This window comes from Alterinioella nitratireducens (assembly GCF_013155465.1).
In the GTDB taxonomy this organism is placed as follows: Bacteria; Pseudomonadota; Alphaproteobacteria; order Rhodobacterales; family Rhodobacteraceae; genus Alterinioella; species Alterinioella nitratireducens.
Window position 1 is genome coordinate 319918 of sequence record NZ_JABJVX010000001.1, and the last position, 22202, is coordinate 342119.

Annotated in this window: 27 protein-coding genes and 1 pseudogene; 14 read left to right on the top strand and 14 right to left on the bottom strand. The window is 64.6% G+C overall.

Annotation, left to right across the window (positions count from 1 at the left end; translation table 11 throughout):
* Positions 1-20: 20 nt before the first annotated feature.
* Genes tatB through HNS34_RS01520 form a run of 3 tightly spaced genes read left to right on the top strand, consistent with a single transcriptional unit; the run spans position 21 to position 2205 of the window.
* The gene (tatB, locus tag HNS34_RS01510; protein WP_172317296.1) at positions 21-512 is read left to right on the top strand and encodes a Sec-independent protein translocase protein TatB; all 492 of its coding nucleotides are present in this window, start codon (positions 21-23) and stop codon (positions 510-512) included.
* Complete coding sequence (gene tatC, locus HNS34_RS01515; protein WP_172317298.1) at positions 509-1369, top strand: twin-arginine translocase subunit TatC; 861 nt, start codon at positions 509-511, stop codon at positions 1367-1369. Before tatB ends, tatC begins: the two co-directional genes overlap by 4 nt.
* Complete coding sequence (locus tag HNS34_RS01520; RefSeq protein WP_172317300.1) at positions 1366-2205, top strand: ATP-binding protein; 840 nt, start codon at positions 1366-1368, stop codon at positions 2203-2205. Before tatC ends, HNS34_RS01520 begins: the two co-directional genes overlap by 4 nt.
* On the opposite strand, the gene HNS34_RS01525 is transcribed toward HNS34_RS01520, so the two are convergent.
* From HNS34_RS01525 to serS, 5 genes are all read right to left on the bottom strand, one after another.
* The gene (locus HNS34_RS01525) at positions 2202-3311 is read right to left on the bottom strand and encodes a LysM peptidoglycan-binding domain-containing M23 family metallopeptidase (protein ID WP_235952578.1); all 1110 of its coding nucleotides are present in this window, start codon (positions 3309-3311) and stop codon (positions 2202-2204) included. The two genes, HNS34_RS01520 and HNS34_RS01525, sit on opposite strands and share 4 nt — an antisense overlap.
* A 144-nt stretch (positions 3312-3455) precedes the next feature.
* Positions 3456-4097: a protein-L-isoaspartate(D-aspartate) O-methyltransferase gene (locus HNS34_RS01530; protein WP_172317304.1), complete on the bottom strand. Its 642-nt coding sequence runs from the start codon at positions 4095-4097 to the stop codon at positions 3456-3458.
* Positions 4094-4879: a 5'/3'-nucleotidase SurE gene (surE, locus tag HNS34_RS01535; RefSeq protein WP_172317306.1), complete on the bottom strand. Its 786-nt coding sequence runs from the start codon at positions 4877-4879 to the stop codon at positions 4094-4096. Before surE ends, HNS34_RS01530 begins: the two co-directional genes overlap by 4 nt.
* A 63-nt stretch (positions 4880-4942) precedes the next feature.
* Positions 4943-5686, bottom strand: a complete 744-nt coding sequence (locus HNS34_RS01540) for a TspO-related membrane protein (protein WP_172317308.1) — start codon at positions 5684-5686, stop codon at positions 4943-4945.
* Complete coding sequence (gene serS / locus HNS34_RS01545) at positions 5679-6971, bottom strand: serine--tRNA ligase (RefSeq protein WP_172317309.1); 1293 nt, start codon at positions 6969-6971, stop codon at positions 5679-5681. The genes HNS34_RS01540 and serS overlap by 8 nt, the downstream gene beginning before the upstream one ends.
* Before the next feature lie 273 nt (positions 6972-7244).
* On the opposite strand from serS, the gene yajC reads away from it, so the two are divergent.
* From yajC to HNS34_RS01575, 6 genes and pseudogenes are all read left to right on the top strand, one after another.
* Positions 7245-7526, top strand: a complete 282-nt coding sequence (gene yajC, locus HNS34_RS01550) for a preprotein translocase subunit YajC (RefSeq protein ID WP_172317311.1) — start codon at positions 7245-7247, stop codon at positions 7524-7526.
* Between the two features lie 24 nt (positions 7527-7550).
* On the top strand, positions 7551-9215 hold the full coding sequence (gene secD / locus HNS34_RS01555) for a protein translocase subunit SecD (RefSeq protein ID WP_172317312.1): 1665 nt from the start codon (positions 7551-7553) through the stop codon (positions 9213-9215).
* Positions 9216-9220: 5 nt separating this feature from the next.
* A complete protein-coding gene (gene secF, locus HNS34_RS01560) occupies positions 9221-10189 on the top strand; it encodes a protein translocase subunit SecF (RefSeq protein ID WP_172317314.1) in 969 nt (322 codons plus the stop codon).
* Positions 10182-10934, top strand: a complete 753-nt coding sequence (locus HNS34_RS01565) for a TSUP family transporter (protein WP_172317316.1) — start codon at positions 10182-10184, stop codon at positions 10932-10934. The genes secF and HNS34_RS01565 overlap by 8 nt, the downstream gene beginning before the upstream one ends.
* A gap of 17 nt (positions 10935-10951) precedes the next feature.
* A complete protein-coding gene (locus HNS34_RS01570; RefSeq protein WP_172317318.1) occupies positions 10952-11305 on the top strand; it encodes an Mth938-like domain-containing protein in 354 nt (117 codons plus the stop codon).
* Between the two features lie 219 nt (positions 11306-11524).
* Positions 11525-12710 (top strand): annotated as a pseudogene (locus tag HNS34_RS01575) (IS3 family transposase).
* 399 nt (positions 12711-13109) lie between these two features.
* Here HNS34_RS01575 and HNS34_RS01580 read toward each other — a convergent pair.
* From HNS34_RS01580 to HNS34_RS01600, 5 genes are all read right to left on the bottom strand, one after another.
* Positions 13110-13676 carry a hypothetical protein gene (locus HNS34_RS01580; protein WP_172317320.1) on the bottom strand — a complete coding sequence of 189 codons (567 nt, stop codon included), beginning with the start codon at positions 13674-13676 and terminating at the stop codon, positions 13110-13112.
* Between the two features lie 62 nt (positions 13677-13738).
* The gene (locus HNS34_RS01585; RefSeq protein ID WP_172317322.1) at positions 13739-14227 is read right to left on the bottom strand and encodes a hypothetical protein; all 489 of its coding nucleotides are present in this window, start codon (positions 14225-14227) and stop codon (positions 13739-13741) included.
* Between the two features lie 200 nt (positions 14228-14427).
* Positions 14428-14811, bottom strand: coding sequence for a RidA family protein (locus tag HNS34_RS01590; protein WP_214647388.1), 384 nt, complete (start codon positions 14809-14811; stop codon positions 14428-14430).
* A gap of 308 nt (positions 14812-15119) precedes the next feature.
* Positions 15120-15815: a DUF1194 domain-containing protein gene (locus HNS34_RS01595; protein ID WP_328700449.1), complete on the bottom strand. Its 696-nt coding sequence runs from the start codon at positions 15813-15815 to the stop codon at positions 15120-15122.
* Complete coding sequence (locus tag HNS34_RS01600; protein ID WP_172317324.1) at positions 15812-16240, bottom strand: VOC family protein; 429 nt, start codon at positions 16238-16240, stop codon at positions 15812-15814. Before HNS34_RS01600 ends, HNS34_RS01595 begins: the two co-directional genes overlap by 4 nt.
* Positions 16241-16460: 220 nt before the next feature.
* Here HNS34_RS01600 and HNS34_RS01605 point away from each other — a divergent pair, with 220 nt between their 5' ends.
* From HNS34_RS01605 to HNS34_RS01620, 4 genes are all read left to right on the top strand, one after another.
* Positions 16461-17264 (top strand): thymidylate synthase, encoded by an 804-nt coding sequence (locus HNS34_RS01605; protein ID WP_172317326.1) that lies wholly within the window; start codon positions 16461-16463, stop codon positions 17262-17264.
* Positions 17264-17746 carry a dihydrofolate reductase gene (locus tag HNS34_RS01610; protein WP_172317328.1) on the top strand — a complete coding sequence of 161 codons (483 nt, stop codon included), beginning with the start codon at positions 17264-17266 and terminating at the stop codon, positions 17744-17746. The genes HNS34_RS01605 and HNS34_RS01610 overlap by 1 nt, the downstream gene beginning before the upstream one ends.
* Before the next feature lie 129 nt (positions 17747-17875).
* Positions 17876-18343, top strand: a complete 468-nt coding sequence (locus HNS34_RS01615) for a hypothetical protein (protein WP_172317330.1) — start codon at positions 17876-17878, stop codon at positions 18341-18343.
* A 171-nt stretch (positions 18344-18514) separates the two neighbouring features.
* On the top strand, positions 18515-18841 hold the full coding sequence (locus tag HNS34_RS01620) for an arsenate reductase family protein (protein ID WP_172317332.1): 327 nt from the start codon (positions 18515-18517) through the stop codon (positions 18839-18841).
* Here the strand turns inward: HNS34_RS01620 and HNS34_RS01625 are convergent.
* The 4 genes from HNS34_RS01625 to HNS34_RS01640 all read right to left on the bottom strand — a co-directional run bounded on the left by HNS34_RS01625 (position 18823) and on the right by HNS34_RS01640 (position 21434).
* On the bottom strand, positions 18823-19392 hold the full coding sequence (locus HNS34_RS01625) for a DoxX family membrane protein (protein ID WP_172317334.1): 570 nt from the start codon (positions 19390-19392) through the stop codon (positions 18823-18825). The genes HNS34_RS01620 and HNS34_RS01625 overlap by 19 nt on opposite strands.
* 2 nt (positions 19393-19394) lie before the next feature.
* The gene (locus HNS34_RS01630; RefSeq protein ID WP_235952579.1) at positions 19395-20150 is read right to left on the bottom strand and encodes an HvfC/BufC N-terminal domain-containing protein; all 756 of its coding nucleotides are present in this window, start codon (positions 20148-20150) and stop codon (positions 19395-19397) included.
* A complete protein-coding gene (gene bufB, locus HNS34_RS01635; RefSeq protein ID WP_235952580.1) occupies positions 20137-20994 on the bottom strand; it encodes an MNIO family bufferin maturase in 858 nt (285 codons plus the stop codon). The genes HNS34_RS01630 and bufB overlap by 14 nt, the downstream gene beginning before the upstream one ends.
* Positions 20995-21071: 77 nt before the next feature.
* Positions 21072-21434, bottom strand: a complete 363-nt coding sequence (locus HNS34_RS01640) for a BufA1 family periplasmic bufferin-type metallophore (protein ID WP_172317336.1) — start codon at positions 21432-21434, stop codon at positions 21072-21074.
* Between the two features lie 356 nt (positions 21435-21790).
* On the opposite strand from HNS34_RS01640, the gene HNS34_RS01645 reads away from it, so the two are divergent.
* Positions 21791-22159, top strand: coding sequence for a hypothetical protein (locus HNS34_RS01645; RefSeq protein ID WP_172317338.1), 369 nt, complete (start codon positions 21791-21793; stop codon positions 22157-22159).
* Positions 22160-22202 lie beyond the last annotated feature (43 nt).

A 22202-nucleotide genomic window follows, 5' to 3' on the forward strand; every position in this document is an offset into this window, starting at 1 on the left:
CGGGATCGTGAGGATCGCCCATGTTTGACATTGGCATGTGGGAGCTGATGGTTGTCGGCGTCGTGGCGTTGATCGTCGTGGGGCCGAAGGACCTTCCCAAGATGTTTCGCACGCTCGGCCAGGTGACCGGGCGGCTCAAAGGCATGGCGCGCGAGTTTCAGACCACGATGAATGCCGCGGCCAGCGAGTCCGGCCTTGACGATATTTCCAACGATATCAAGGGGGCGGCGGATTTCGGCAAGGATTTCCGTGACCTCGCCAACCCGCGCAAGGCGGGGCAGACGGCGCTGAAGAAGGCGGGCTCCGCGATCGACAAATGGGGTCCGGGCGAGGGCGATGAGCCGCGCACCGATACCGAGCGGCTGGCCCAGGAACGTGCGGCGGCCGTGCGGGAACGTGCCGAGGCTGTCCGCGAACGGGCCGAAGCCGCGCGCGCCTCGGTGGCCGCGCGCAACCCGCTTCCGGACAAGGGCGACGATCCCGAGACCCAGGCGGAGCGCCCGGAGACATGAAGAAGGACGAGATCGAGGACAGCGCCGCTCCGCTGATCGAGCACCTGACGGAGCTGCGCACGCGGCTGATCCGGTCGGTCCTGGCCTTCGTCGTGGCGATGGTGGCCTGCTTCACCGTGGCCGAAGCGATTCTGGAGTTCCTGTTCCAGCCCATCGCCGACATCCTGCGCGAACGCGGCGAGGATCCCCGGCTGATCTTCACCGCACCGCAGGAGAAATTCTTTACGCTCATTCGCGTCTCGGTCGTGGTGGGCTTCGGCCTGTCCTTCCCCGTGATCGCGCACCAGATGTGGCGCTTCGTGGCCCCTGGCCTCTATCGCACGGAAAAAAATGCGTTTTTGCCGTTCCTGATCGCGTCACCGCTGCTGTTCCTGCTTGGCGCTTCCTTCGCGCATTTCGTGGTGACGCCGCTGGCAATGCGATTCTTCATCGGCTTTTCCGACGTGATTCCCGCGCTGACCAATCTCATCGCGGGCACCGGGGTCGAGGGCGCGGTCGGCTCGGAGAGTGAGTTGCAGACGGTTTTCCTTGGCTCGGTCAAGGAATCGCTGGACCTGGAGCTGAAATTCATCTTCGCCTTCGGCATCTGTTTCCAACTGCCCGTGCTGCTGACCCTGATGGGCAAGGCCGGGCTGGTCTCCGCAGAGGGCCTTGGAAACATGCGCAAATACGCGGTTGTGGGCATTCTGACGCTCGCCGCGCTGGTGACGCCGCCCGATGTGATCACACAGTTGATCCTTTTTGTCGTGGTCTATGGCCTCTACGAGATCTCGATCCAGCTTGTCCGGCTGGTGGAGCGCAAGCGCGACCGCGAATTGCGCGAGGAGGGGTTGCTGGACGAGGAAGACGCGTCGTGAGCGCCGAGGCGCTGGACCGGATCGCCGCAGCACTTGAGCGGCTCAGCCCCGCGGCCGCCGATCCGCCCGACTGGAATGCCGCCAGCGCCTTTGTCTGGCACGCCGATCCCGATCGGCTGGAGCCGGTGGCCGAGGTCAACCGGGTCGATCTGTCCCTGCTGCTTGGCATCAACCGCGCCCGCGATATCCTGGCGCAGAACACCCGTCAGTTTGCGGGCGGCCTACCTGCCAACAATGCCCTCCTCTGGGGCGCACGGGGGATGGGAAAATCATCTTTGATCAAGGCGATACATGCCGATGTTCAAGCGGATTTCCTGGCCCTGAAACTGGTCGAGGTGCAGCGCGAGGATCTGCCCTCCATCGGTCGGCTTCTGAGCATCCTGCGCGCAGCCCCGGTGCAGATCCTGCTTTTCTGCGACGACCTCAGTTTCAGCCATGACGACCAGCATTACAAATCGCTCAAGGCGGTTCTGGATGGCGGGGTCGAGGGGCGGCCCGAGAATGTGCTGTTCTATGCCACGTCGAACCGCCGCCACCTGATGCCGCGCGACATGATCGAGAATGAGCGCGGCTCGGCGATCAACCCGTCGGAAGCGGTCGAGGAGAAGGTGTCGCTCTCGGATCGTTTCGGCCTCTGGCTCGGGTTCCATCCCTGTTCACAGAACGATTACCTTGCCATGATCCGGGGCTATTGCGATGCCTACGGGGTCGAGATCGACGCGGACACGCTGCGCGCCGAGGCCATCGAATGGCAGGCCACGCGCGGCGCGCGGTCGGGCCGCGTCGCGTGGCAGTATTTCACCGATCTTGCGGGCCGGAGGGGCGTCCGGATTTAGGGCAGATAGGGCGTCGGATCGACGCTCTCGAAACCCTGGCGCACCTCGAAATGCAGGAAGGCGGGATCGCCCGCGCCGACATCGGCGATGGTCTGCCCGCGCGTGACGCGGTCGCCGCGCGAGACGCGGATATTGTCGATATTTGCGTAGACGGTCAGCAGGTTACCGGGGTGGCGCAGCACGAGGATTGGAACCTGGTCGGTGTCCCGCGTGATCGCCGCGACCTCACCGGCATCGGCGGCGAGAACGGGCGTGCCGGCGGCGGCGGCGATGTTGATGCCCTCGTTGCTGCCCGAGAATCCGCGAATGATCTCGCCCTGCACCGGGCGCTGCATCTGCGCCTCCGAAGCGGGCGGCTCAACCTCTTCGACCGGGTCGGGCGTGGGCGCCTCAAGGTCGGGGGTTTCGGGCAATTCGGCGGTCTCGATGGTTTCGGGCAGAGGCTCGGACGAGGAGGGCGGGATCGGCGTGACCGAGGCCCCGGGCGCGCGGCCATCGGGGTCGCTTTCCCCTTCGGACAGGACCAGCGGGATGATCAGGTATTGGCCGTCGCGCACCGTCAGGTCGGGGCCAAGCCCGTTCCAATCGGCCAGCGCGCGCACCGAGACGCCATAGAGCCGCGAGATCGAATAGGCGGTTTCGCCGCGCGTGACGCGGTGGCGCACGGGCTCGGACCCGCCCTGCACGGTGACGGTCGCGGTATTGCCCGCAGCGTCGGTCGTGGTCGTGGTCGTCTCATCGGCCCGGTCGATGGCTGCCGAGGCGATCGAGGTGATGTCGGCCGTGTCGGCGTCCGCACCCGGCGGCGTCACGCGGCGGGGCAGGGCCAGCACCTCATCCTGGCGCAGCGGGTCGCCAAGCTCGCGCCCGTTGAAGCGCGCCAATTCGCCGGGATCCATGCCGATCCGGTTGGCGATCCCGGTGATCGTGTCGCCGCGATTGGCCACCACGACCTGGTAATTGGGATAGGTGATGAGGCCGAATTGATCGGGCTCCGGCCGCGCTGCGGTTTCGGTGGACTGGATGCCGGGGCTCACGCCATTGCCGCGAAAGTCGAAATCGAACCCGCCGGGGCCGCCGCAGGCCGCGAGAAGGGGCAGGGTCATTCCGAACACGAATATGGGAAGGCGTGACATGGGCTCTGGCGTCCTCAGATAATGGCTCGATGCGCGCGTCTCTTTCGGCGGCGGCGGTTTGTTTTGCAAGCGTTTTACACGGAAAACGGGCGCGCAATCCACCCCTTTGAGCCATCAGTCGTGGCCGAGCCCCTCGATAAGCGGAACAAAGCGCACCGGGCAGAGCTCATCGTAATGCAGCCCGTCGCCCCGGCGGGTGACCTTGATCAGGCTTTGCACCGCGTCGGACTGGCCCACGGGCAGCACCATGATGCCGCCTTCCTTCAGCTGCGCCAGCAGGGGGCCGGGGGGATCCTCGGCTGCCGCCGTCACGATGATGCGGTCGAAGGGGGCCTGTTCGGGCAGGCCGAAACTGCCGTCGCCGGTGATCACGGTGACATTGTGCAGGTCCATCGTGTCAAAGAGCTTTTCGGTCTCGCGCGTCAGGCGGCGGTGGCGGTCGACGGTATAGACCCGCCGCGCCAGGTGGCTGAGAATCGCGGCCTGGTAGCCCGAGCCTGTGCCCACCTCCAGCACCTTGTCGCGCGGCTGCACGTTCAGCGCCTGCGTCATCAGCCCCACGACCGAGGGCTGGCTGATGGTCTGCCCCGAGGAGATCGGCAGCGGCATGTCGTCATAGGCGCGGTCGGCGAAATGGCCGCGCACGAACCGGCCCCGATCGACCTTTTCCATCGCATTCAGCGTGCGCGCATCGGTGACCCCCTTGGAGCGCAGGGCGAAGAGGAACTGCATCTTGCGCTCGGCGTCCCAGGTCATTCGAGAACCGCTTTCAGGTCGTCGATCAGGTCATGCGCCGTCAGGTCGGCGCGCAGGGGCGTGATCGAGATATAGCCCTCCAGGTTGGCATGGGCGTCGGTGCCCTCGGCGGCGCGCACCCGCTGATCGCCGCCCGCGATCCAGAGGAAACGCCGCCCGGCGGGGGATTCTGTCGGCTCGACCCGGAAATTCACGCCCCGGCGGCGGCCCTGCGCGACGATGCGCGTGCCCTTCACATCCGGGCCGGGAAGGGGCGGGAAATTGACATTGTAGAAGGTCATGTAATCGTCGCCCGCCCAATGCCCCCGGTCCAGAAGCGCGCGGATGACCTGGCCGCCATGCTGTGCGGCGGCCTCGAACGGGTCGTCGCGGTCGCGGTTCTCGGGGCCGTAATATTGCGACAGGGCAATGGCGCGCACGCCTTGCAGCGCCGCCTCCATCGCGCCGCCGATGGTGCCGGAATAGAGCACGTTTTCGGCCGAGTTGTTGCCCCGGTTCACGCCCGACAGCACCAGGTCGGGGGGGGCGGCGATCATCGCGTCATGGATACCCGCCAGCACGCAATCGGCGGGCGATCCCTCGGCGGCGAAACGACGCTCGCCCAGTTGGGCGATCATCGTGGGTTGGGTGTAGCTGATGCAATGGCCGACGCCCGATTGCTCGAAGGCGGGCGCGACGGTCCAGACCTCGCCTTCGGGGCCCGCGATCTCATGGGCGATGGCCTCCAGCACCTTCAGGCCCGGCGCGTTGATGCCGTCGTCATTGGTGATCAGAATGCGCATCACTGCCCCTTTACCCGTCTCTAACCGGTGTTAGCGGAGGGGCGGGGGGCGGTAAAGGGGGCGTCAGCCGCGTTGCACCTGCCGCAAAGAAACCCCGGCAATTGCGGCGGCCCCGGCGACAACGCCCGTCAGGAACATCCAGCCACCACCCGCATTGGCCGCGATGACGCCGATCAGCGCCCAGATGACCGCCGCCGCATAGGCCGGGCTGCGCAACCAGGTGAGGCAGGCGATGGCCGTGATCAGCGCCAGGACCAGCCCGATCCAGCTGCCTGTCGTCTGCGACAGCCCCTCGATATAGCCGACCGCGAGGGTCGTCAGCCCCACCCAGGAGGCCGCCGTGAGCCACCCCGCCAGCAGCATCAGGGGCACTTGCAACCACCAGGTATCGTTGCTTTTCACCGACCGCCCCGCCGCCACCAGGGCCAGCACCAACATGATCCAGATCGCCACCGTGGCCACGGGCGGCGACCAGACCGCCAGTGCAACCCAGGTCGCCCCAAGGGTTTGCACGGCGATGAGGGGCCAGCGGGTGCGGTCCCAGGCCGGATCAGTGTCGCGTTTAAGCAGCCCGAAGAGGCCGCTGGCAATCAGCGCGAGGAAGATCAGCCCCCAGATCGAGAAGGCGAAACCTGCGGGCGTCAGCGGCAGATCGGCGACCGGATAGGGGAACTGATCCGGCGCGAAGCCGCCGAAACCGGGCGTGAAGGTGGACCCGGCGGCAAAGCCCAATGCGGTCACCAGCACCAGGATCGCCTTCATTTTCGCAGTGCTGTCAGCGGTTTGCGGCGGAATGAGGTCAGACAAGATTTCCCTCCGGGGTCAGCGTGGTCTTGCCCCCCAGATATGGGTGCAGGGCTGCGGGAAGTCCAACCGAGCCGTCCTCCTGCTGGCCGTTTTCCAGCACCGCGATCAGGCAGCGGCCCACGGCGAGGCCGGAGCCATTGAGGGTGTGAACAAACTCCGGCTTGCCGCCGCCCTCGGGCCGGAAGCGGGCGTTCATGCGCCGGGCCTGATAGTCGCCGCAGACCGAGCAGGAGCTGATCTCGCGGTAGGTATTCTGCCCCGGCAGCCAGACCTCGATGTCATGTGTGCGGCGTGCGCCCGCGCCCATATCGCCGGTGCACAGGACCACGGTGCGATAGGGCAGCTCCAGCCGCTCCAGCACGGTTTGCGCGCATTTTGTCATACGATCCAGCTCGTCACGGCTGTGATCAGGATGGGTGATCGACACCATCTCGACCTTCTCGAACTGGTGCTGGCGCAGCATGCCGGAGGTGTCGCGGCCCGCCGATCCTGCTTCGGAGCGGAAGCACAAGGAATGGGCGGTGTAGCGGCGGGGCAGGTAGCTTTCCTCGATAATGGTGTCGTTGACGATGTTGGTCAGCGTGACTTCCGAGGTCGGAATGAGCCACCAGCCTTCGCGGGTCTGGTAGCTGTCTTCGCCGAATTTGGGCAGTTGCCCGGTGCCGAACATCATCTCGTCGCGCACCAGAACGGGGGCGTTCACTTCCGTCAATCCATGCTCAACTGTATGTAAATCCAGCATGAATTGCGCCAGCGCCCGGTGGATGCGGGCGACACCGCCGGACATGAGGACGAAGCGGGAGCCCGAGAGCTTGGCCGCCGTCTCGAAATCCATGCCGTCCTGAACGGCCGGAATCTCGTAATGTTCCTTGGGGTCGAAGGCGAAATCGCGGGGGCTGCCCCAGCGGTGGATTTCCACGTTGTCGGACTCGTCCTGGCCGATGGGCGTGTCGTCGTAGGGGCGGTTCGGCAGCGCCGCGAGCATGTCGCGCAGGGCGGCATCCTTGGCCTTGGCCTCCTCCTCCATCCGGGCGATTTCATCTTTCTTTTCAGCAACTAAGGCGCGCAGGCGTTCGAACCCGGCCTCGTCTCCGCTGGCCTTGGCGCGGCCCACATCCTTGGAGGCCGCGTTACGTTCCGCCTGCGCCGTTTCGGCTGCCGAGATCGCGGCGCGGCGGGCCTCATCCAATGCCAGGATGGCAGGCGATTGCGGCGCCAGCCCGCGCATTTTCATGGCGGCGTCAAAGGCGTCGGGGTTCTCACGGATGGCGCGGATATCGTGCATGTCTGGCCTCGGCTCAGGGCGGAATTATCGCCTGTTCTATGCACCATCGGCAGGGCGGTTTGAACCCGAAAAGAGGGGGGTGCCCCCCGTACACCCCCCGATGCGCCCCCCGTGCAGACGCGGGGGGTGCCGCGTCCGAGGCACCTGCCGTCCCGAAACGCCGCGGACCCACCCGCACTTCGCCTTGCGCTTCGCCCCGCCCGCGATTAACGTGCCGCCGATTTCACAAGGGCCGAGGCCCTCCACGAAAAACCCAAGAGGACGCGCCCCACAATGGAAGCCATCGGCAGCTTTATCCCGCTTATCGCCATCATCGCGATCATGTATTTCCTGATGATCCGCCCGCAGATGCAGCAGCGCAAGGCGCATGAGGCGATGGTTCAGGCGCTCCGGCGCGGCGATGAGATCGTGACGGCAGGCGGGCTTTTCGGCAAGGTCACCAAGGTCAAGGACGAGCACGAGGTCGAGGTGCAGTTGGCCGAGGGCGTCAAGGTCCGCGTCGTGCGCTCCACCATTGCCCGCGTCGTCAACAAGACCGAACCGGCCAGCGAATAATCCCTGAACGCGGAAAGCGCTTCGATGCTGAATATCCCTACCTGGAACCGGGTGCTGATCTGGGGCGTCGTCGTCCTGGGCCTCGCCTTTGCGATGCCGAACCTCTTTTACGACCGGGTCGAGCGGCGCAATGACGCCGTCACCGCGATCGAGGAGGCGGGGGGCGATCCGGCGGACCTGGCCGGTGACCTGGGCGGCTGGCCGTCCTACCTGCCGTCGAGCCTGGTCAACCTGGGGCTGGATCTGCGCGGCGGCGCGCATCTCCTGGCCGAGGTGCAGGTCGAGGAGGTCTATGAGGCGCGGATGGATTCGCTCTGGCCCGAGGTGCGCAACACGCTGCGCGATCTGCGGGCCGAGGTTGGCGGTATCCGGCGCCAGGATGCGCCCGCGGGTGAATTGCATGTGCTGATCGGGAACTCCGAGGGTATGGCGACGGCCCTGGCCGCGGTGCGCGAATTGGCGCAGCCGGTGGTCAGCCTGACGGGCGTGGGGGCGTCAACGCTGGAAGTGGAGGCGCGGGGCGATGTGATCGTCATCCGGCTCTCCGAGGCCGAGCGCGCCGCGACCGACAACCGGACCATGATCCAGTCGGTCGAGATCGTGCGCCGCCGCGTCGACGAGGTCGGCACCCGCGAGCCCACGATCCAGCGCCAGGGCCAGCGCCGCATCCTGATCCAGGTGCCGGGGATCGGCAGCGCCGAGGAGCTGAAGCGCCTGATCGGCACGACCGCGCGGCTGACCTTCCACCCGGTCACGGGCCGCGCGACATCGGCCGATGCGGAAGCGCCCGCGCGCGAGATGATCGTGCCGGACCGCGACAATGAGGGGCTCTTTTACCGCGTCGAATCCAGCCCCGTCCTGACCGGCGAGATGCTGACCGATGCGCAGCCCTCGTTTGACCAGAACGGGCGGCCCGCGGTGGCCTTCAACCTCAACACCACGGGCAGCCGCATCTTCTGCGACTATACCCAGAACAATATCGGCGCGCCCTTCGCGGTGGTCCTGGACGGCGAGGTGATCACCGCGCCCGAGATCATCTCGGCCATCTGCCAGGGCTCGGGCCAGATCACCGGCTCGCGCAACGTGGCGGAATCGACCGAACTGGCGGTTCTTCTGCGCGCCGGTGCCCTGCCGGCGGGCCTGACATTCCTGGAGGAACGCACCATCGGGCCGGAACTGGGCGCCGACAGCATCGCGGCGGGCGAGATCGCGGCCGTGGTCGCGGGAATCGCGGTCCTGGTCTATATGGGGCTGAGCTATGGGCTCTTCGGGCTTTTCGCCAATGCCGCGCTGATCATCAATGTCGGCCTGATCTTCGGCCTTCTGTCGCTGATCGGGGCCACGCTGACCCTGCCGGGGATCGCGGGGATCGTCTTGACCATCGGTATGGCGGTGGATGCCAATGTGCTGATCTTCGAGCGCATCCGAGAGGAGCTCAAGACCGCCAAGGGCCCGGCGCGCGCCATCGAGCTGGGCTATGAAAAGGCCCGCTCGGCGATCTATGACGCCAATATCACCACCTTCATCACGGCGGTGATCCTTTTCACCATGGGCTCGGGCCCGGTGCGCGGCTTTGCCATCACGCTGGGCCTGGGGATCATCACCTCTGTCTTCACAGCGCTCTACGTCACGCGGCTGATCCTCGTGATCTGGTTCGAACGCCGCCGTCCCAAGAAAATCGAGGTGTAACGCAGATGCGTCTGAAGCTTGTTCCCGCCGAGACCAACTGGGATTTCTTCCGGTTCTCGACCCTCGCCATGATCGGCTCAGGCGCGGCGGTCATCGCCTCCATCGTGCTGTTCTTCATGGTGGGCCTGAATTTCGGCATCGACTTTCGCGGCGGCACCACGATCCGCACCGAGGCCAACAGCCCGGTAGAGGTCGGCGAATACCGCGATGCGCTGGACGCACTTGGCCTGGGCGACATCTCGATCACCGAGGTGTTCGACCCCACCTTCGCCGAGGATCGCCATGTCACCATGGTCAATATCCAGGCGCAGGAGGGTGAGGAATCGGTCAGCCCCGACATGATCGCGGCGGTCGAGGCCGCCTTGCAGGAGGTCGATCCGACGATCACGTTCCCCTCGGTCGAAAGCGTGGGGCCGACCGTCTCGGGCGAGTTGGTGCAGACCGCCGTGCTGGCCGTGATGCTGGCGATCGGGGCGGTGCTGATCTATATCTGGCTGCGCTTTGAATGGCAGTTTTCCTTGGGCGCGGTGGCCGCGCTGGTGCATGACGTGATCCTGACCATCGGCGTCTTCTGCCTGTTGCAGATCCAGTTCGACCTGGCGATCATCGCGGCCCTTCTGACCATCGTGGGCTATTCGCTGAACGACACCGTGGTCGTGTTCGACCGGGTGCGCGAGAACCTGCGCAAATACAAGAAGCGTGAATTGAAGGAGGTTCTGAACCTCTCGATCAACGAGACGTTGAGCCGGACGGTGATGACCTCTGTCACGACCCTGATCGCGCTGATTTCGCTCTATGTTCTGGGCGGCGACGTGATCCGGGGCTTTGTCTTTGCGATGATCTGGGGCGTTGTTGTCGGCACCTATTCCTCGGTCTTCATCGCCTCCACCGTGCTGGAGAAACTGGGCGTCAAGCGCGACTGGTCCAAGCCCGATGGCGGGGCCGGCACGCAGTTTTCCAATGTAGATGCCTGAAGCGCTCCAGACCGTCCTGGCGACACCGGGGCTGGTCTGGATTGTCGTCGCGGCGGTGGCGGCGGGCGTGGTGCGCGGCTTTTCGGGCTTCGGCACCGCGATGGTGTTCCTGCCCGTCGCGGGGCAATTCCTGAGCCCGGTGACCGCGCTTGTGGCGATGACGGTGATGGACATTTTCGGGCCGCTGCCGCATGTGCCGCGCGCCCTGAAACATGCCCACAGGCGAGACATCGTGCGTCTTTGCGCGGGGCTGGTGGTGGCGCTGCCCCTGGGGCTGTGGGTGCTGGTGACGGTCCCGGCGGAGGTGTTCCGCTATGGTGTCTCCTCCATCTCGCTGGTGTTGCTGGTGCTGCTGATGATGGGCTGGCGCTACCGGGGCGAGGTGCGGCGGGGCATGATCTACCTGACGGGGATGTTGGGCGGGCTTTTCGGCGGGGCGGCGGGGCTGGCCGGGCCGCCGGTGATCATGATCTACATGGCGCGCCCCTTGCCCGCGCCGGTGGTGCGCGCCAACCTGATGCTCTATCTTATCGGCGCGGACGCGCTGATGATGGCGATGTTGGGCGCGGGCGGACGGCTGAGCCTTGTTGCGGTGATGACGGGGCTTGTGGTGACGCTGCCCTACCTGGCGGGCAACCTGATCGGGGCCTGGCTGTTCCGGCCCGATCACGAGCGCGCCTATCGGTGGGCCGCCTACACGATCATCGCGGTCTCGGCCCTGTCGGGCCTGCCGCTGTGGGATTGAGCAAAGGAGGCGCAGACATGCAGTTGAACGAGATCAATTTCGGCGATGCGCAGCCCGTGGAAGGCTACGGGCCGGGGTTCTTTCGCATCGGAGGCCAGGTGATCCAGGGGCCGGTGCTGTGCCATCCCGGCGGCGTCGCGGCCTGGGGCGGGCTGGAGGATCTGGACGCGTTGGCCGCGCTGGCGGGGAAGATCGACGTGCTGCTGGTCGGCATGGGCGAGGAGATCGCGCCGCTGCCCGACACGCTGCGCCAGCGGCTGGAGGCGGCGGGCGTCGGCGTCGACGTGATGGGGACGGGGCCCGCGGCGCGGACTTATAACGTGCTGCTGGCGGAAGGTCGCCGGATCGGGGCGGCGTTGCTGACGGTGTGAGGTTTGGCGCAAGCGATGCGATCGCAGGCATCGGCTGCACGGGCTGGGTCGGGCGAAATTGCGGACAAAACCAACCTTTGAGCTTTCTTGGCAAAAGTCCGCTTTCGTTTCTTGGTAGGTCAGTCAACCAACCCGAGTTGGCGGGCAATCGTTGCGCTATTGAGGTGCCCCTAGATTTGTAGACGCTTTGCCCCCTTACTTTGAGCCGAGGAGGCGACCATGGGGACAAGCAACTACAGCGACGAGTTCAAGCGCGATGCGGTGCATCAGATCACGGTGCGCGGGTATCCGGTTCGGGAGGTGTCCCGACGCTTGGGGGTCAGCAAGTATTCTCTCTACAAGTGGGTGAAGCTGTTCGGGGAGTCGTCGCCGAAGCCGGGCGTCGATCACGAGGCCGAGAACCGCAGACTGAAGCGGGAACTGGCCCGTGTCACCGAGGAGCGCGACATCCTAAAAAAGGGCGAGGCCTTTGTCCGCCATTGGTCCGAGGACAATGGACGAGCGCGTACTTCGCGCGCGAGTCCCAATGAAGTACGCCTTCATCCGGGCGCATCGCGAGGAGTTCGGCGTCCGGGCCATGTGCCGGGTGCTGCGGGTCCACTTCTCCGGCTTCTATGCATGGCTCAAGGAGCCGCTGAGCCATCGCGCGCAGGAAGATGCGCGGCAGACCGAGCTGATCCGGCAGGCCTGGGCAGAGAGTGGCAAGGTCTACGGCTATCGCAAGCTGACGGACGATCTGCGCGACCTGGGTGAACGCATCTCGGAGAACCGCGTTGCCCGACTGGCGTCGCTGGCCGGGATCGCTGCGCAGGTCGGCTACAGGCGTCGTCCCGGCCGATATGGCGGCAAGCCCGCGGTCGTCGCCGAGAACAGGCTCGAGCAACGGTTCGAGGCGTCTCGGCCCGATCAGGTCTGGGTGACCGACATCACCTACCTGAGGACGCACGAAGGCTGGCTGTATCTCTGCGTCGTCATCGATCTGTTCTCCCGCCGCGTCGTTGGTTGGTCTGCCCAATCCCGCATGACCACCGACCTCGCCCTGCAGGCACTGCTGATGGCCGTCTGGCGACGAAAGCCCGACAATCGGGTCACGGTGCATTCCGACCAGGGCTCCCAGTTCACCAGCCGGGAGTGGCAGACCTTCCTCCGCCAGCACGACCTCGAGCCGAGTATGAGCCGACGCGGCAACTGCCACGACAATGCCGTCGCCGAGAGCTTCTTCCAGCTCCTGAAGCGGGAGCGCATCCGGCGACGGACGTACTCGACCCGCGATGCCGCCAGGCAGGACGTGTTCGAGTACATCGAACTGTTCTATAACCCGAAGCGAAAGCACACATACAACGGCATGCTGTCGCCCGTTGATTTCGAGATCAGACAGCAGAAACTGACGGAGGCGGGTGCCTAGAAAACTAGGGGCACCTCAGGGCAATATCCTCGAAAGCACAGTCTTCGGAGATCACCTCCGCGCCGCGATCGGGATCGCGCATATCCCACGACTCGTGAAATTGTCGAACTACCTTTTCAGTCGGGTGCATGTTCATGGCCCTTTTGGGTGTTGGTACGGCGAGGTTAGCAGTCGGCCTTCAGAAGTCCACTCGAAAGGCTATTTCGGGCTCCGAGCCGAACTCCGTAGATCGACGAGCCGACAACCCTAAGGTGTGCAGTCCAGCGTACCTTGTGCCAAAAACGGTCTTTTTTGCCACGAAACCGCCCTACAATCTGAGGTTGTTTCTGGCGGAGCGGCGCCAGCACGTCGCCAATGTGCGTGATAGGCGGATCAGCGGAGGATGCTGCAACAGAGGATTCAGGTCAAGTAGAAGAACAAAGGCACCGGGGCGACGGCACAGATGACCACCGCAAAATAGCGCCAGAATGAATAGAGCCGCGAAGCGCCTGCGATGAAGGCCAGTCCACCTCCGCCTCCGAGGAGCGAGTTTCCCGGTGTGTTGAGCGCGACTGCAAGCAAAAGGTGCCTGTAGTGGATCAATCTTTGGCCCAAGTTCGACGGGATTATCGCGGAGAGAATTTCGATGCGGTCGTCCGGCGCGGTGGCGTCAATTTCGGCGGCGAAGTCCGCCGCCTTTGACAGTCCAAGCCAGTCCAGCAGACGTGTAAGGACAGTTGCGGGAATCAGTCTCGCGATGCCGAACGACAGGATCAACGCACCGACCATTCCAAGGTAAACGAGCGGAGCAACCCGCCCGCCAAACAGCAGGAGCAGCGCGAAGCCGATCTCCGCCCCTGGAACAAAGGGGATGGCGGCGAGAACGACGAAGGCGACGAAAGCCGTCATCACAATCCGATGGATCATCGGCTCATTCATCGGGCGCATCTCTGGCACAGTAAGGTCTTTCAACAGATCGCCCAGCAACCACCCTCCCAGAAGGAGCAGGCCATAAAGGGCGATCGCTCTTCGCCTTGCCCAAAAGCCTCTCAAAATCGCGCGCACATTGGGTTGCCGTCTGGGTCCATCAACTGCATTTTCTGACGCATGCCTGATAGCGAAGCTATTTCGAAGCCTGACGTTTGCTCTCCCACGAAGACGATCTCGCGCCTGGACGTCCAGTACCATCGGTGGCGTTCCCAAGTGATCAAAACGCGGATTGATCCGTCGTCCCTCACCAGCCCATCGTAGTCGAAGCGGCCACGACTGTCGCTTTCTAGGGTGCCGGTGAAGCGCACGCCATCGGCAGTCTGTTCCGTAACGTAGGGACCCGGCACGAAGCCGCAGCGCGTGCAGATATCGGACCAGAAATAGCCGTCGTCGAAGAAGAGGCTGTCTTCGAGGTCGGGGTCTTCGATCGGCCCGATCATCCCTGAAAAGGAACGACCATCAAGGATGCCCTCTGCACTCCCCTCGGCTGTCACGGCAAGCGTGACGAGTAGCGCTGCGGTCAGAGAGATGACAATCCTTCTGAACAATTTCCACACCCCCTTCAGCCTTCAGGCTAAGCGGCAATTCTCTTTCACGCAATTCATGCAGAGATTTGATCTCTGGATCACGTCCGCTGCAGGCTTGAAGCCGACGACGACAGCACCAGAAATCTAGCAACCCGAGCGTGTAGCGCTATCCGAGTGAAGTACCAAAAGCGGTCGTTTGTGACCGCTAACGGACATTCAATCTAAGGGCGAGCGATTGCCGTTGCTTCGATGGAAAGAAGAAGCCCCATTGGCAAGTCGACGATTGGGGTCGACCGTGCGGGGGCATCTTTTTGGAAGTACTCGGCGAACATGTCGTTCAGCGCCGCGCGCTCATTGGCATCGCCGAGCCAAGTGATCACTTTCACAACGTCGCCCATCGAAGCACCCGAGCATTCCAGACAGGTCTTGAGGTTCTCGAAGGCTTGCTTGGCCTGGCTTTCAAAATCTTCGCCAGCCTTTTGCCCCGTTTGAGGAACGATGCCCGCTTGACCGGAAACGAACAAAAAGTCGCCTGCCCTGACCACGGTTGAATACGCACCGTAGGGTGCTGGCATATCAGGATGTTCAACGATGCTTTTTTCCAATGCAGGTTCCTCCACAAGGTAGATGTACGACCAGCCTAGTGCGTGCACCTGTGACCGATCAACAAGAGGGTTCTTCTCAAGGATGGTTCGGTGCCCGAGGGATCACAGAACCATTAGAACAGAATACAACCCATTGGGGTGCTTCTAGATTGCTGACGTGACAAAAACGGTCTTTTTTGCCACTGCTCACTGCTTGACCAAGACAATTGAAAATATCGTGCCACAAACCCTTGGCATAACTCACTTTGGTTTTGTCACGTTTTTGGCAGTCGGTTGAACACCGGACGTTCGCGGTGTGACTGGTCGCCTCACCCCGGCAGGGGCGCGGCGGGCAGGCCGCCCAGGATCATCACGCGCAATTCGCGTTCCAGCTTGCGGCGCATCGCATCCTCGAATTGCTGGTGGTTCAGCGCGTATTCGACGAAGGCGCCCGGCCCCTGGATGATCTCGGCCTCGTAATATTCGCGAATCTCGCGGCTGGCGCCGCCGATGGCGAGGCCATTCACCGTCACCGCGTCCAGCTCGAAATGGAGATAGGCGAGGTCGGGGGTGAAGCCGTCATTATTCTGCCCGTCGCCCGCGATATCGAGGGTCTGAAACAGGCAGGGCGGCGCGGTCTCGAACATCTCGGAGGCATAGGCCAGCGCATAGCCGATCGCGGTCGGAAACTCGCCGGTCGAGCGTGGCGTGGTCTGCAACTCGTCGATCACGAGGGCCAGTTCGGCCTCGGTCCGGATCAGCCGCCAGGGCGAGATCACCTGCTGCTGGAACCGGCCCGACCATTCGTAGATGCCAAGCGCGACGGGGCCGGGACCGGCGAAGAGCGGCTCCTGCACCTCGGGGGCAAGCAGCGCCGCGATCAGCCCGTCGCGCTGAAGCTGGTGTTCGGCCTCATCGACCGAGGCCGAGACATCGAGGCCAAGCAGGAGCGCCAGCCGGCACTGCTGCTCCTGCGCCTGCACGGGGGCCGCCAGCAGGACAAGGCATATGAGCGCCCGGATCACCAATGGCCGGTATTTTCCATGCTGGCCCAGGGCTCGCACGGGTCCAGCGCGTCCCCCGCCTGCAAGAGCTCGATCGAGATATTGTCGGGGCTGCGCACAAAGGCCATGTGGCCGTCGCGGGGCGGGCGGTTGATGGTGACGCCCGCCTCCATCAGGGTCTGGCACATCTCGTAGATGTTATCGACGCGGTAGGCGAGGTGGCCGAAATGGCGGCTGTCATCGGGCAGGGCGTCATCGCCATCCCAGTTCCAGGTCAGTTCGACGGGGCATTCGGGCTGGTTCGGCGGGGCCATGAAGACCAGGGTAAAGCGGCCCTTCTCGTTCTCTGTCCGCTTGGTCTCCTTCAATCCCAGAAGCTGGTAGAACGCCATCGACGCTTCGAGATCCAGAACCCGGACCATGGTGTGAAGATACTTGATAGACATGAAACGCGCCCTTTCTGAACGATACGGTTTGAGGGAATGGTAGCGCGTCGGGAACCGCTTGGCACCCCGGTCGGAGGATAAACTTCGCGTGCGGGGCGGCGGCGGCGGAGCATGGCCTGTCCCCCTTGATCTTGCGGCCCACGGGTGGGCTGATGCAATATGTTGAGGCAGGCGATTCCCCCGACGCGGGCAAGGCCGGGGGCGAAGGGGACAGCAGACGATGCGACAGTATCACGACGCACTGAGAACGGTGCTTGAAAAGGGCGAGACCGGCACGGATCGAACGGGGACCGGCACGACCTCGTATTTCGGGCTGCAATGCCGCTATCCGCTGGCCGACGGTTTTCCGCTGGTGACGACCAAGAAACTGCACCTGCGGTCCATCATCCATGAGCTTCTGTGGTTCCTCTCGGGCGATACCAATATCGTCTATCTGAAGGAGAACGGCGTTTCGATCTGGGATGAATGGGCCGATGAGAATGGCGATCTGGGGCCGGTCTATGGCCACCAGTGGCGGCATTTTCCAAAGGTGGAGAACGGTGTCATCGGCGAGGTCGACCAGATCGCGGGGCTGATCGAGGCCATTCGCGCCACGCCCGACAGCCGCCGGTTGATCGTCTCGGCCTGGAACCCCGGCGAGGTCGATAAGATGGCGCTGCCGCCCTGTCACACGATGTGGCAGGTGCGCATCATCGGCGGCAAGATGCACTTGCAGCTTTACCAGCGCAGCGCCGACATGTTCCTGGGCGTGCCGTTCAACATCGCCTCCTATGCGCTGCTACTGGCGATGCTGGCGCATGTGACGGGCTATGAGGCGGGCGATTTCATCCATTCCATCGGCGACGCGCATATCTATTCCAACCATATGGAGCAGGTGGCGACGCAACTGGCGCGCCGCCCGAAGTCCTTGCCGAGATTGCGGATTTGCCGGGATGTAGGCTCGATCTTCGACTTTCGCTACGAGGATTTCGCCTTTGACGGCTACGACCCGGACCCGGCGATCCGCGCGCCGGTGGCGGTCTGATGCTGAGCCTCATTGTCGCGCGGGACCGGGACGGGGCCATCGGGCGGGACGGGGACATCCCCTGGTCGATCCCCGCCGATCTGAAATTCTTCCAGCGCGAAACGCTTGGCGGAGCGGTGATCATGGGCCGCCGGACATGGGAAAGCCTGCCGGTGAAACCGCTTCCGCGGCGGATGAATATCGTGGTGTCGCGCGATACCTCGCTGACCGAGCATGTCTGCGGAACGGTCGAGGCGGCGGTGGAGATGGCCCGCGCGGGCGGCCATGCGCGCATCTACGGGATGGGCGGCGAGAGGATCTATGCCGCGCTGCTGCCGCTGGCGGATCGCTTGTTGGTGACAGAGGTGGACATCACGGTGACGGGCGCGGACGCGCATTTCCCGGCCTTCGAGGAAGCGGACTGGCGGGAGCTGGGTCGGCTGAAGTTGGAGAGCGGCGGGCCGGGCGCGGTGATGCGGGAGTTGGTGCGGGCGGCGGGGTGACCCCGCCCTGCGCGTGACCTCACGCACGGTAGCGGACCAAGAGGCCGATTAGGCCGAACGCCGGTTCCATGCTAGGCTGACCCTTCGCCGGGTGCATTTTGCCCCGGCATATTTTCAAGGGGAAGTTTGATGAATGACTTGATGACACTGGCCGCGGCCGGTCTCTTGGTGATGACGGTATCCGCGCAGGCGCAGACCACTTCCGTCGGGCACGGTGTGTCCGAGAGCGAGGTTGTCCCGATCAGCGAGAGCCTCATCCTGATCAACGCACGGACGATGTATACCGACATCGTGTCCGACGACATGGACAACCCGTTGCTGAATGCGACCGGCCCCTGCACCGGGACGATCCTGATCAATGCGGGTGTCGTATCGGGCGGCGGCTATTGTCATTACACCGATGCCTCGGGCGATCAGGCCGTGGTCAGGTGGGACGCCGAGGGAATGAGCGCCGAGGGGCGCACCCTGGGAAGCTGGAGCGTCGTTGGCGGGACCGGCTCGTGGATGACGCGCACGGGCGGCGGCGGTTTCGATGCCGGGACCGGTGCGGACGGTGCCTATACCAACAATATCTCGGGCGGTTTCACGATGAACTGAGCCCGATGGGTCGGCAGGCCGGGCACGGCCTGTGGCCCCGAACGCAAGGCCCGGGATCCCCCGATTCGCAAGAGGCGGGGGATTTCGCGTCTCGGTTGGTCTTGGCGGCGATGGCGGGTTGAAACCCCGGCCTTCAGCGGGTCAGATGGGGGGCAACGCGAGGAGACCAACATGCACCTCTACGGGCTGAAAAACTGCGATACCTGCCGCAAGGCGATGAAGGCGCTTGAAAGCGCGGGGCATACGGTGCGGTTTCAGGATATTCGGGCCGAACCTCTGGAGCGCGAGACGCTTGCGGCGTTTCACGCGGCGTTCGGCGCGGCGTTGCTGAACACGCGGTCAACCACCTGGCGCGGGCTGTCCGAGGCGGAGCGGGGCCGCGATCCGCTCGATCTGATGGAGGACCACCCGGCGCTGATGAAGCGCCCGGTGATCCGGGACGATACCGGCGCGCTGCATCTGGGGTGGGGCAGGCCGGTTCAGGCGAAGCTGGTCTGAGGCTGCAACCGCGACCGCAGAAGCGCGTCGACCGAGAGCGGCCCGCCCCCCCGGACCACGAGGTAGAGCAGCAGGAAGACCCAGAAGGCGCGCTGGTCGAGGATCAGCCCGTCCGAGGCAGCGTCGAACCAGCTGCCGCGATCCTCTGCGCTTACGCCATGGCCGAAGATATCGACCCAGGATTGCGCCACGACAAAGCCGATCATGCCAAGCGCGCCGAGGCGGGTGAGAAGCCCGACCACCACCAGCAGCGGCAGGATGAACTCGCCCCAGGTGGCAAAGAGCACCACGATCCGCCAGAACCCGCCCAACTGGCTGGCGTCATAGCTCACGGCCTCGGACATGCGGGGCAGGATCTGGGCATAGGCGTTGAAATTGGGCTGGAAGATACCGGTGAGCCCCACGCCAATCTTGGTCAGGCCGGAATTCCAGTAATAGAGCAGCAGGGTGCCGGCAAAGACCAGCCGCGCCAGCGTCGGCATGAGGATGGGGGCGATACGGGCCTCAAGCGTGCCGAAGAGGCGATCATAGAGCGAGATGAGGGCGGTCATGGTCAGGGCCTTTCGGAGAGGGTCAGCGCGGCAGAGCCGAGGAAGAGGGTCATGAGCGCGGCGATGTCGGCGCGGGGGGCGGCGGCAAGCGTCGCCTCCAGCGCGGCACCGAGCGTTGTGGTGCCGTCGAGCGCCCGGGCCAGCTCCAGCCCGCCTTGCGGCAGCAGGTGCGGGGCGGGGTCGAACTGGGGCCGGGTGATCATGACCGCCTCGGCCCCGGCTTGCGGCTTGGGGGCGCCGGGTTCGGTGTTGTAGCGCCAGATCGACAGCACCGGGTGGGCGGAGGAGAGCAGCACCGTGGCGGGGGCAAGGCGCGGGCTAAGGGCCATCAGCGCCTCGGGGTCGCGGCCCTCGGGTGTCAGCGGCGCGGCGTCGGCGGCGTGGTATGAGCGGCGGATGCCAAGCTCCAGCCGGGCAATATCGGCGAGATAGGGATAGGCGGCGAGCGGCGCGAAACCGTCGAGAAAGCCTGGCATTTCCGCGCCATATTGCGACAGGGCGCGGCTTGTGGGCGGGTGGGCGCGCAGGTGGATCAGGGCAAGCTGGCGGAACGTGGCCTGACCCAGAAGCTTGACCAGCACCGGAAACCCGGTCTCAAGCGCGTCGGCCAGCGAGGCGGTGACGTTGTTGCGATAGACGTCGAAACGCCTGCCCGCCGGACGGCCCGCCGGATCGGTCAGGCCCTCGGGCGGCGCGGCGTCGGGGGTCAACAGGGCGGTTGTGAACTCATGCGCGTCCATCGGTTCAGGCCGGGACAAGATGCGCGTCGGCGCGGGCGGCCTCGGCGCGAAGGGTGGCAAAATCGGGCACGTTGTTGTCCCATTCGATGAGCGTCGGCTTCGGCCCCCCGCGCGCGATGGTGTGGGCGTAGAGGCTCCAGACCGGATCGACCACCTCGGAGCCATGCGCGTCGATCAGCAAGGGCGCGCCATGCTCATCCTCATCCTCGTCATGGCCGCCCAGATGGATCTCGCCGACCGCGTCCAGCGGGAAGGCGTCGATATAGGAGACCGGGTCGGTCTGCTGGTTCACGGCGGAGACGAAGACATTGTTGACGTCGAGCAGCAGGCCACAGCCCGAACGGCGCGCGATCTCGGCCAGGAAATCGACCTCCTGCATCGTGGTCTCCTCGAAGGCGAGGTAGGTGGAGGGGTTTTCCAGGAGCAATCGGCGGCCAAGCGCGTCTTGCACCTGGTCGATATGGGTGACGACACGGGCCAGCGTTTCGTCGGTATAGGGCAGGGGCAACAGGTCGTTGAAATAGGCCCCGCCATGCGTGGACCAGGCCAGATGTTCCGAGAAACTGGCGGGGTTCAGCCAGTCGCAGAGATGCTTGAGCCGGGCGATATGGTCGGCGTCCAACGCGGTCTCGCCGCCGATGGAAAGGCCGACGCCATGGACGGAAATGGGGAAGTGTTCCGAGAGGGCGCGCAGTTGCGCCAGCGGCCTGCCACCATCGCCCATGTAGTTTTCCGCGTGGATTTCCAGCCACTTGACCGGTCCGGGATCGGCGCGCAGATCGGCGAAATGCGGTGCCTTGTAGCCGATGCCGGCGGCATGGGGCAGGGTTCTGGGGCCGGTGTCATACATGATTGCGGTCATCCTCGGGCAGTGGGTCGGGGACGTCTCGGGCAGGGGTGGGGCGCGCGGATCAGGGCCGCGCGCCCCTGGTGGTCGCCTTACATCATCGTGTCGCGATATTGCGCCAGGACCTCGTCGGTCAGACCCTCGGGCAGGTCGCGCGCCAGACCCATGTAGCCGTCCGCCTCAAGCGAGGCTTCGGATTCGCCCATCCGGTCGCCCGGCAGCTCGATCTCGGCGCAGGTGCCGGCGGGAACCAGCATCCAGGCGTTGCCCTGGTAGTCGATCGTCGAGGTGCCCGCGCAGGTGGTGCCGGGACCGGCGGCGCAGCCGTTTTCACCGGCGAGCGACACGCCATAGCATTTCTCCATTTCCTGCGCCGATGCGCCGGTGGCCCCGATGGACCCGATGGCGGTTGCGACGGCGCCGAGAATGGCGAGGGATTTGAGTTGAGTCGACATGTGGAAAGCTCCCGTAAGATTGTTGTTCTGGTGTCCCGGCCCGGTCATCGGACCTGACGGGGATAGACGTAACGGGCCAATGCGATCACTGGCCAATCACACCCCTGTCAAGCACGTGGGCGTGACCAGACGTCAGCGGCGAGTGAGGCGGGGTGGCGTTGGGAGCGCCTCTATTTTTCATTCAAGAACAGATTGTTATGCTGATCTAGGGCGTCTTGCGCCCGGAGCCTTCCGTAACGGCACTTCGCGTTTTGCGGGAAAATGTTTCAGCCCTCTCGCCCCGGTTCGCCTTGGAATGGGCGCGCCGCCCGCCTATCTGGACCCAAGGCGACACCGGTATTGGCAGGAGACCACCCATGCGCAACGCGGCCCTCACCCTGGGCATCATCGGCGGCATTCTTGGAATGATCGTGGGATTTTTCGGCTATGGCTATGTCGCCTTCATCGACTATTTCGGCGAGGTGCCGGATGTCGCGCGCCAGGTCGAGAACCCCGACCTGATCCGCGCGGTCAGCATCGTGTCTCCGGTGCTGGCGCTGGCAGGCGGGGCGATGGCACGGGCGCGGGCGCTTTGGGCCGGCATCCTGTTGCTGATCTCGACCGCGGGGATGTATTACGCCTTCGGCTTCGGCGTCTTCACGATGTTTCCCTTGGCGCTGACCGGTCTGGCCGGGATCCTGGCCCTCGCGGCGGGCCGCCCGGATGAGGAAGTGAGCCATTTCTGACGGATGTGTCAGGTTTACCTGACAGACCTGTCAGCTTTTCTTG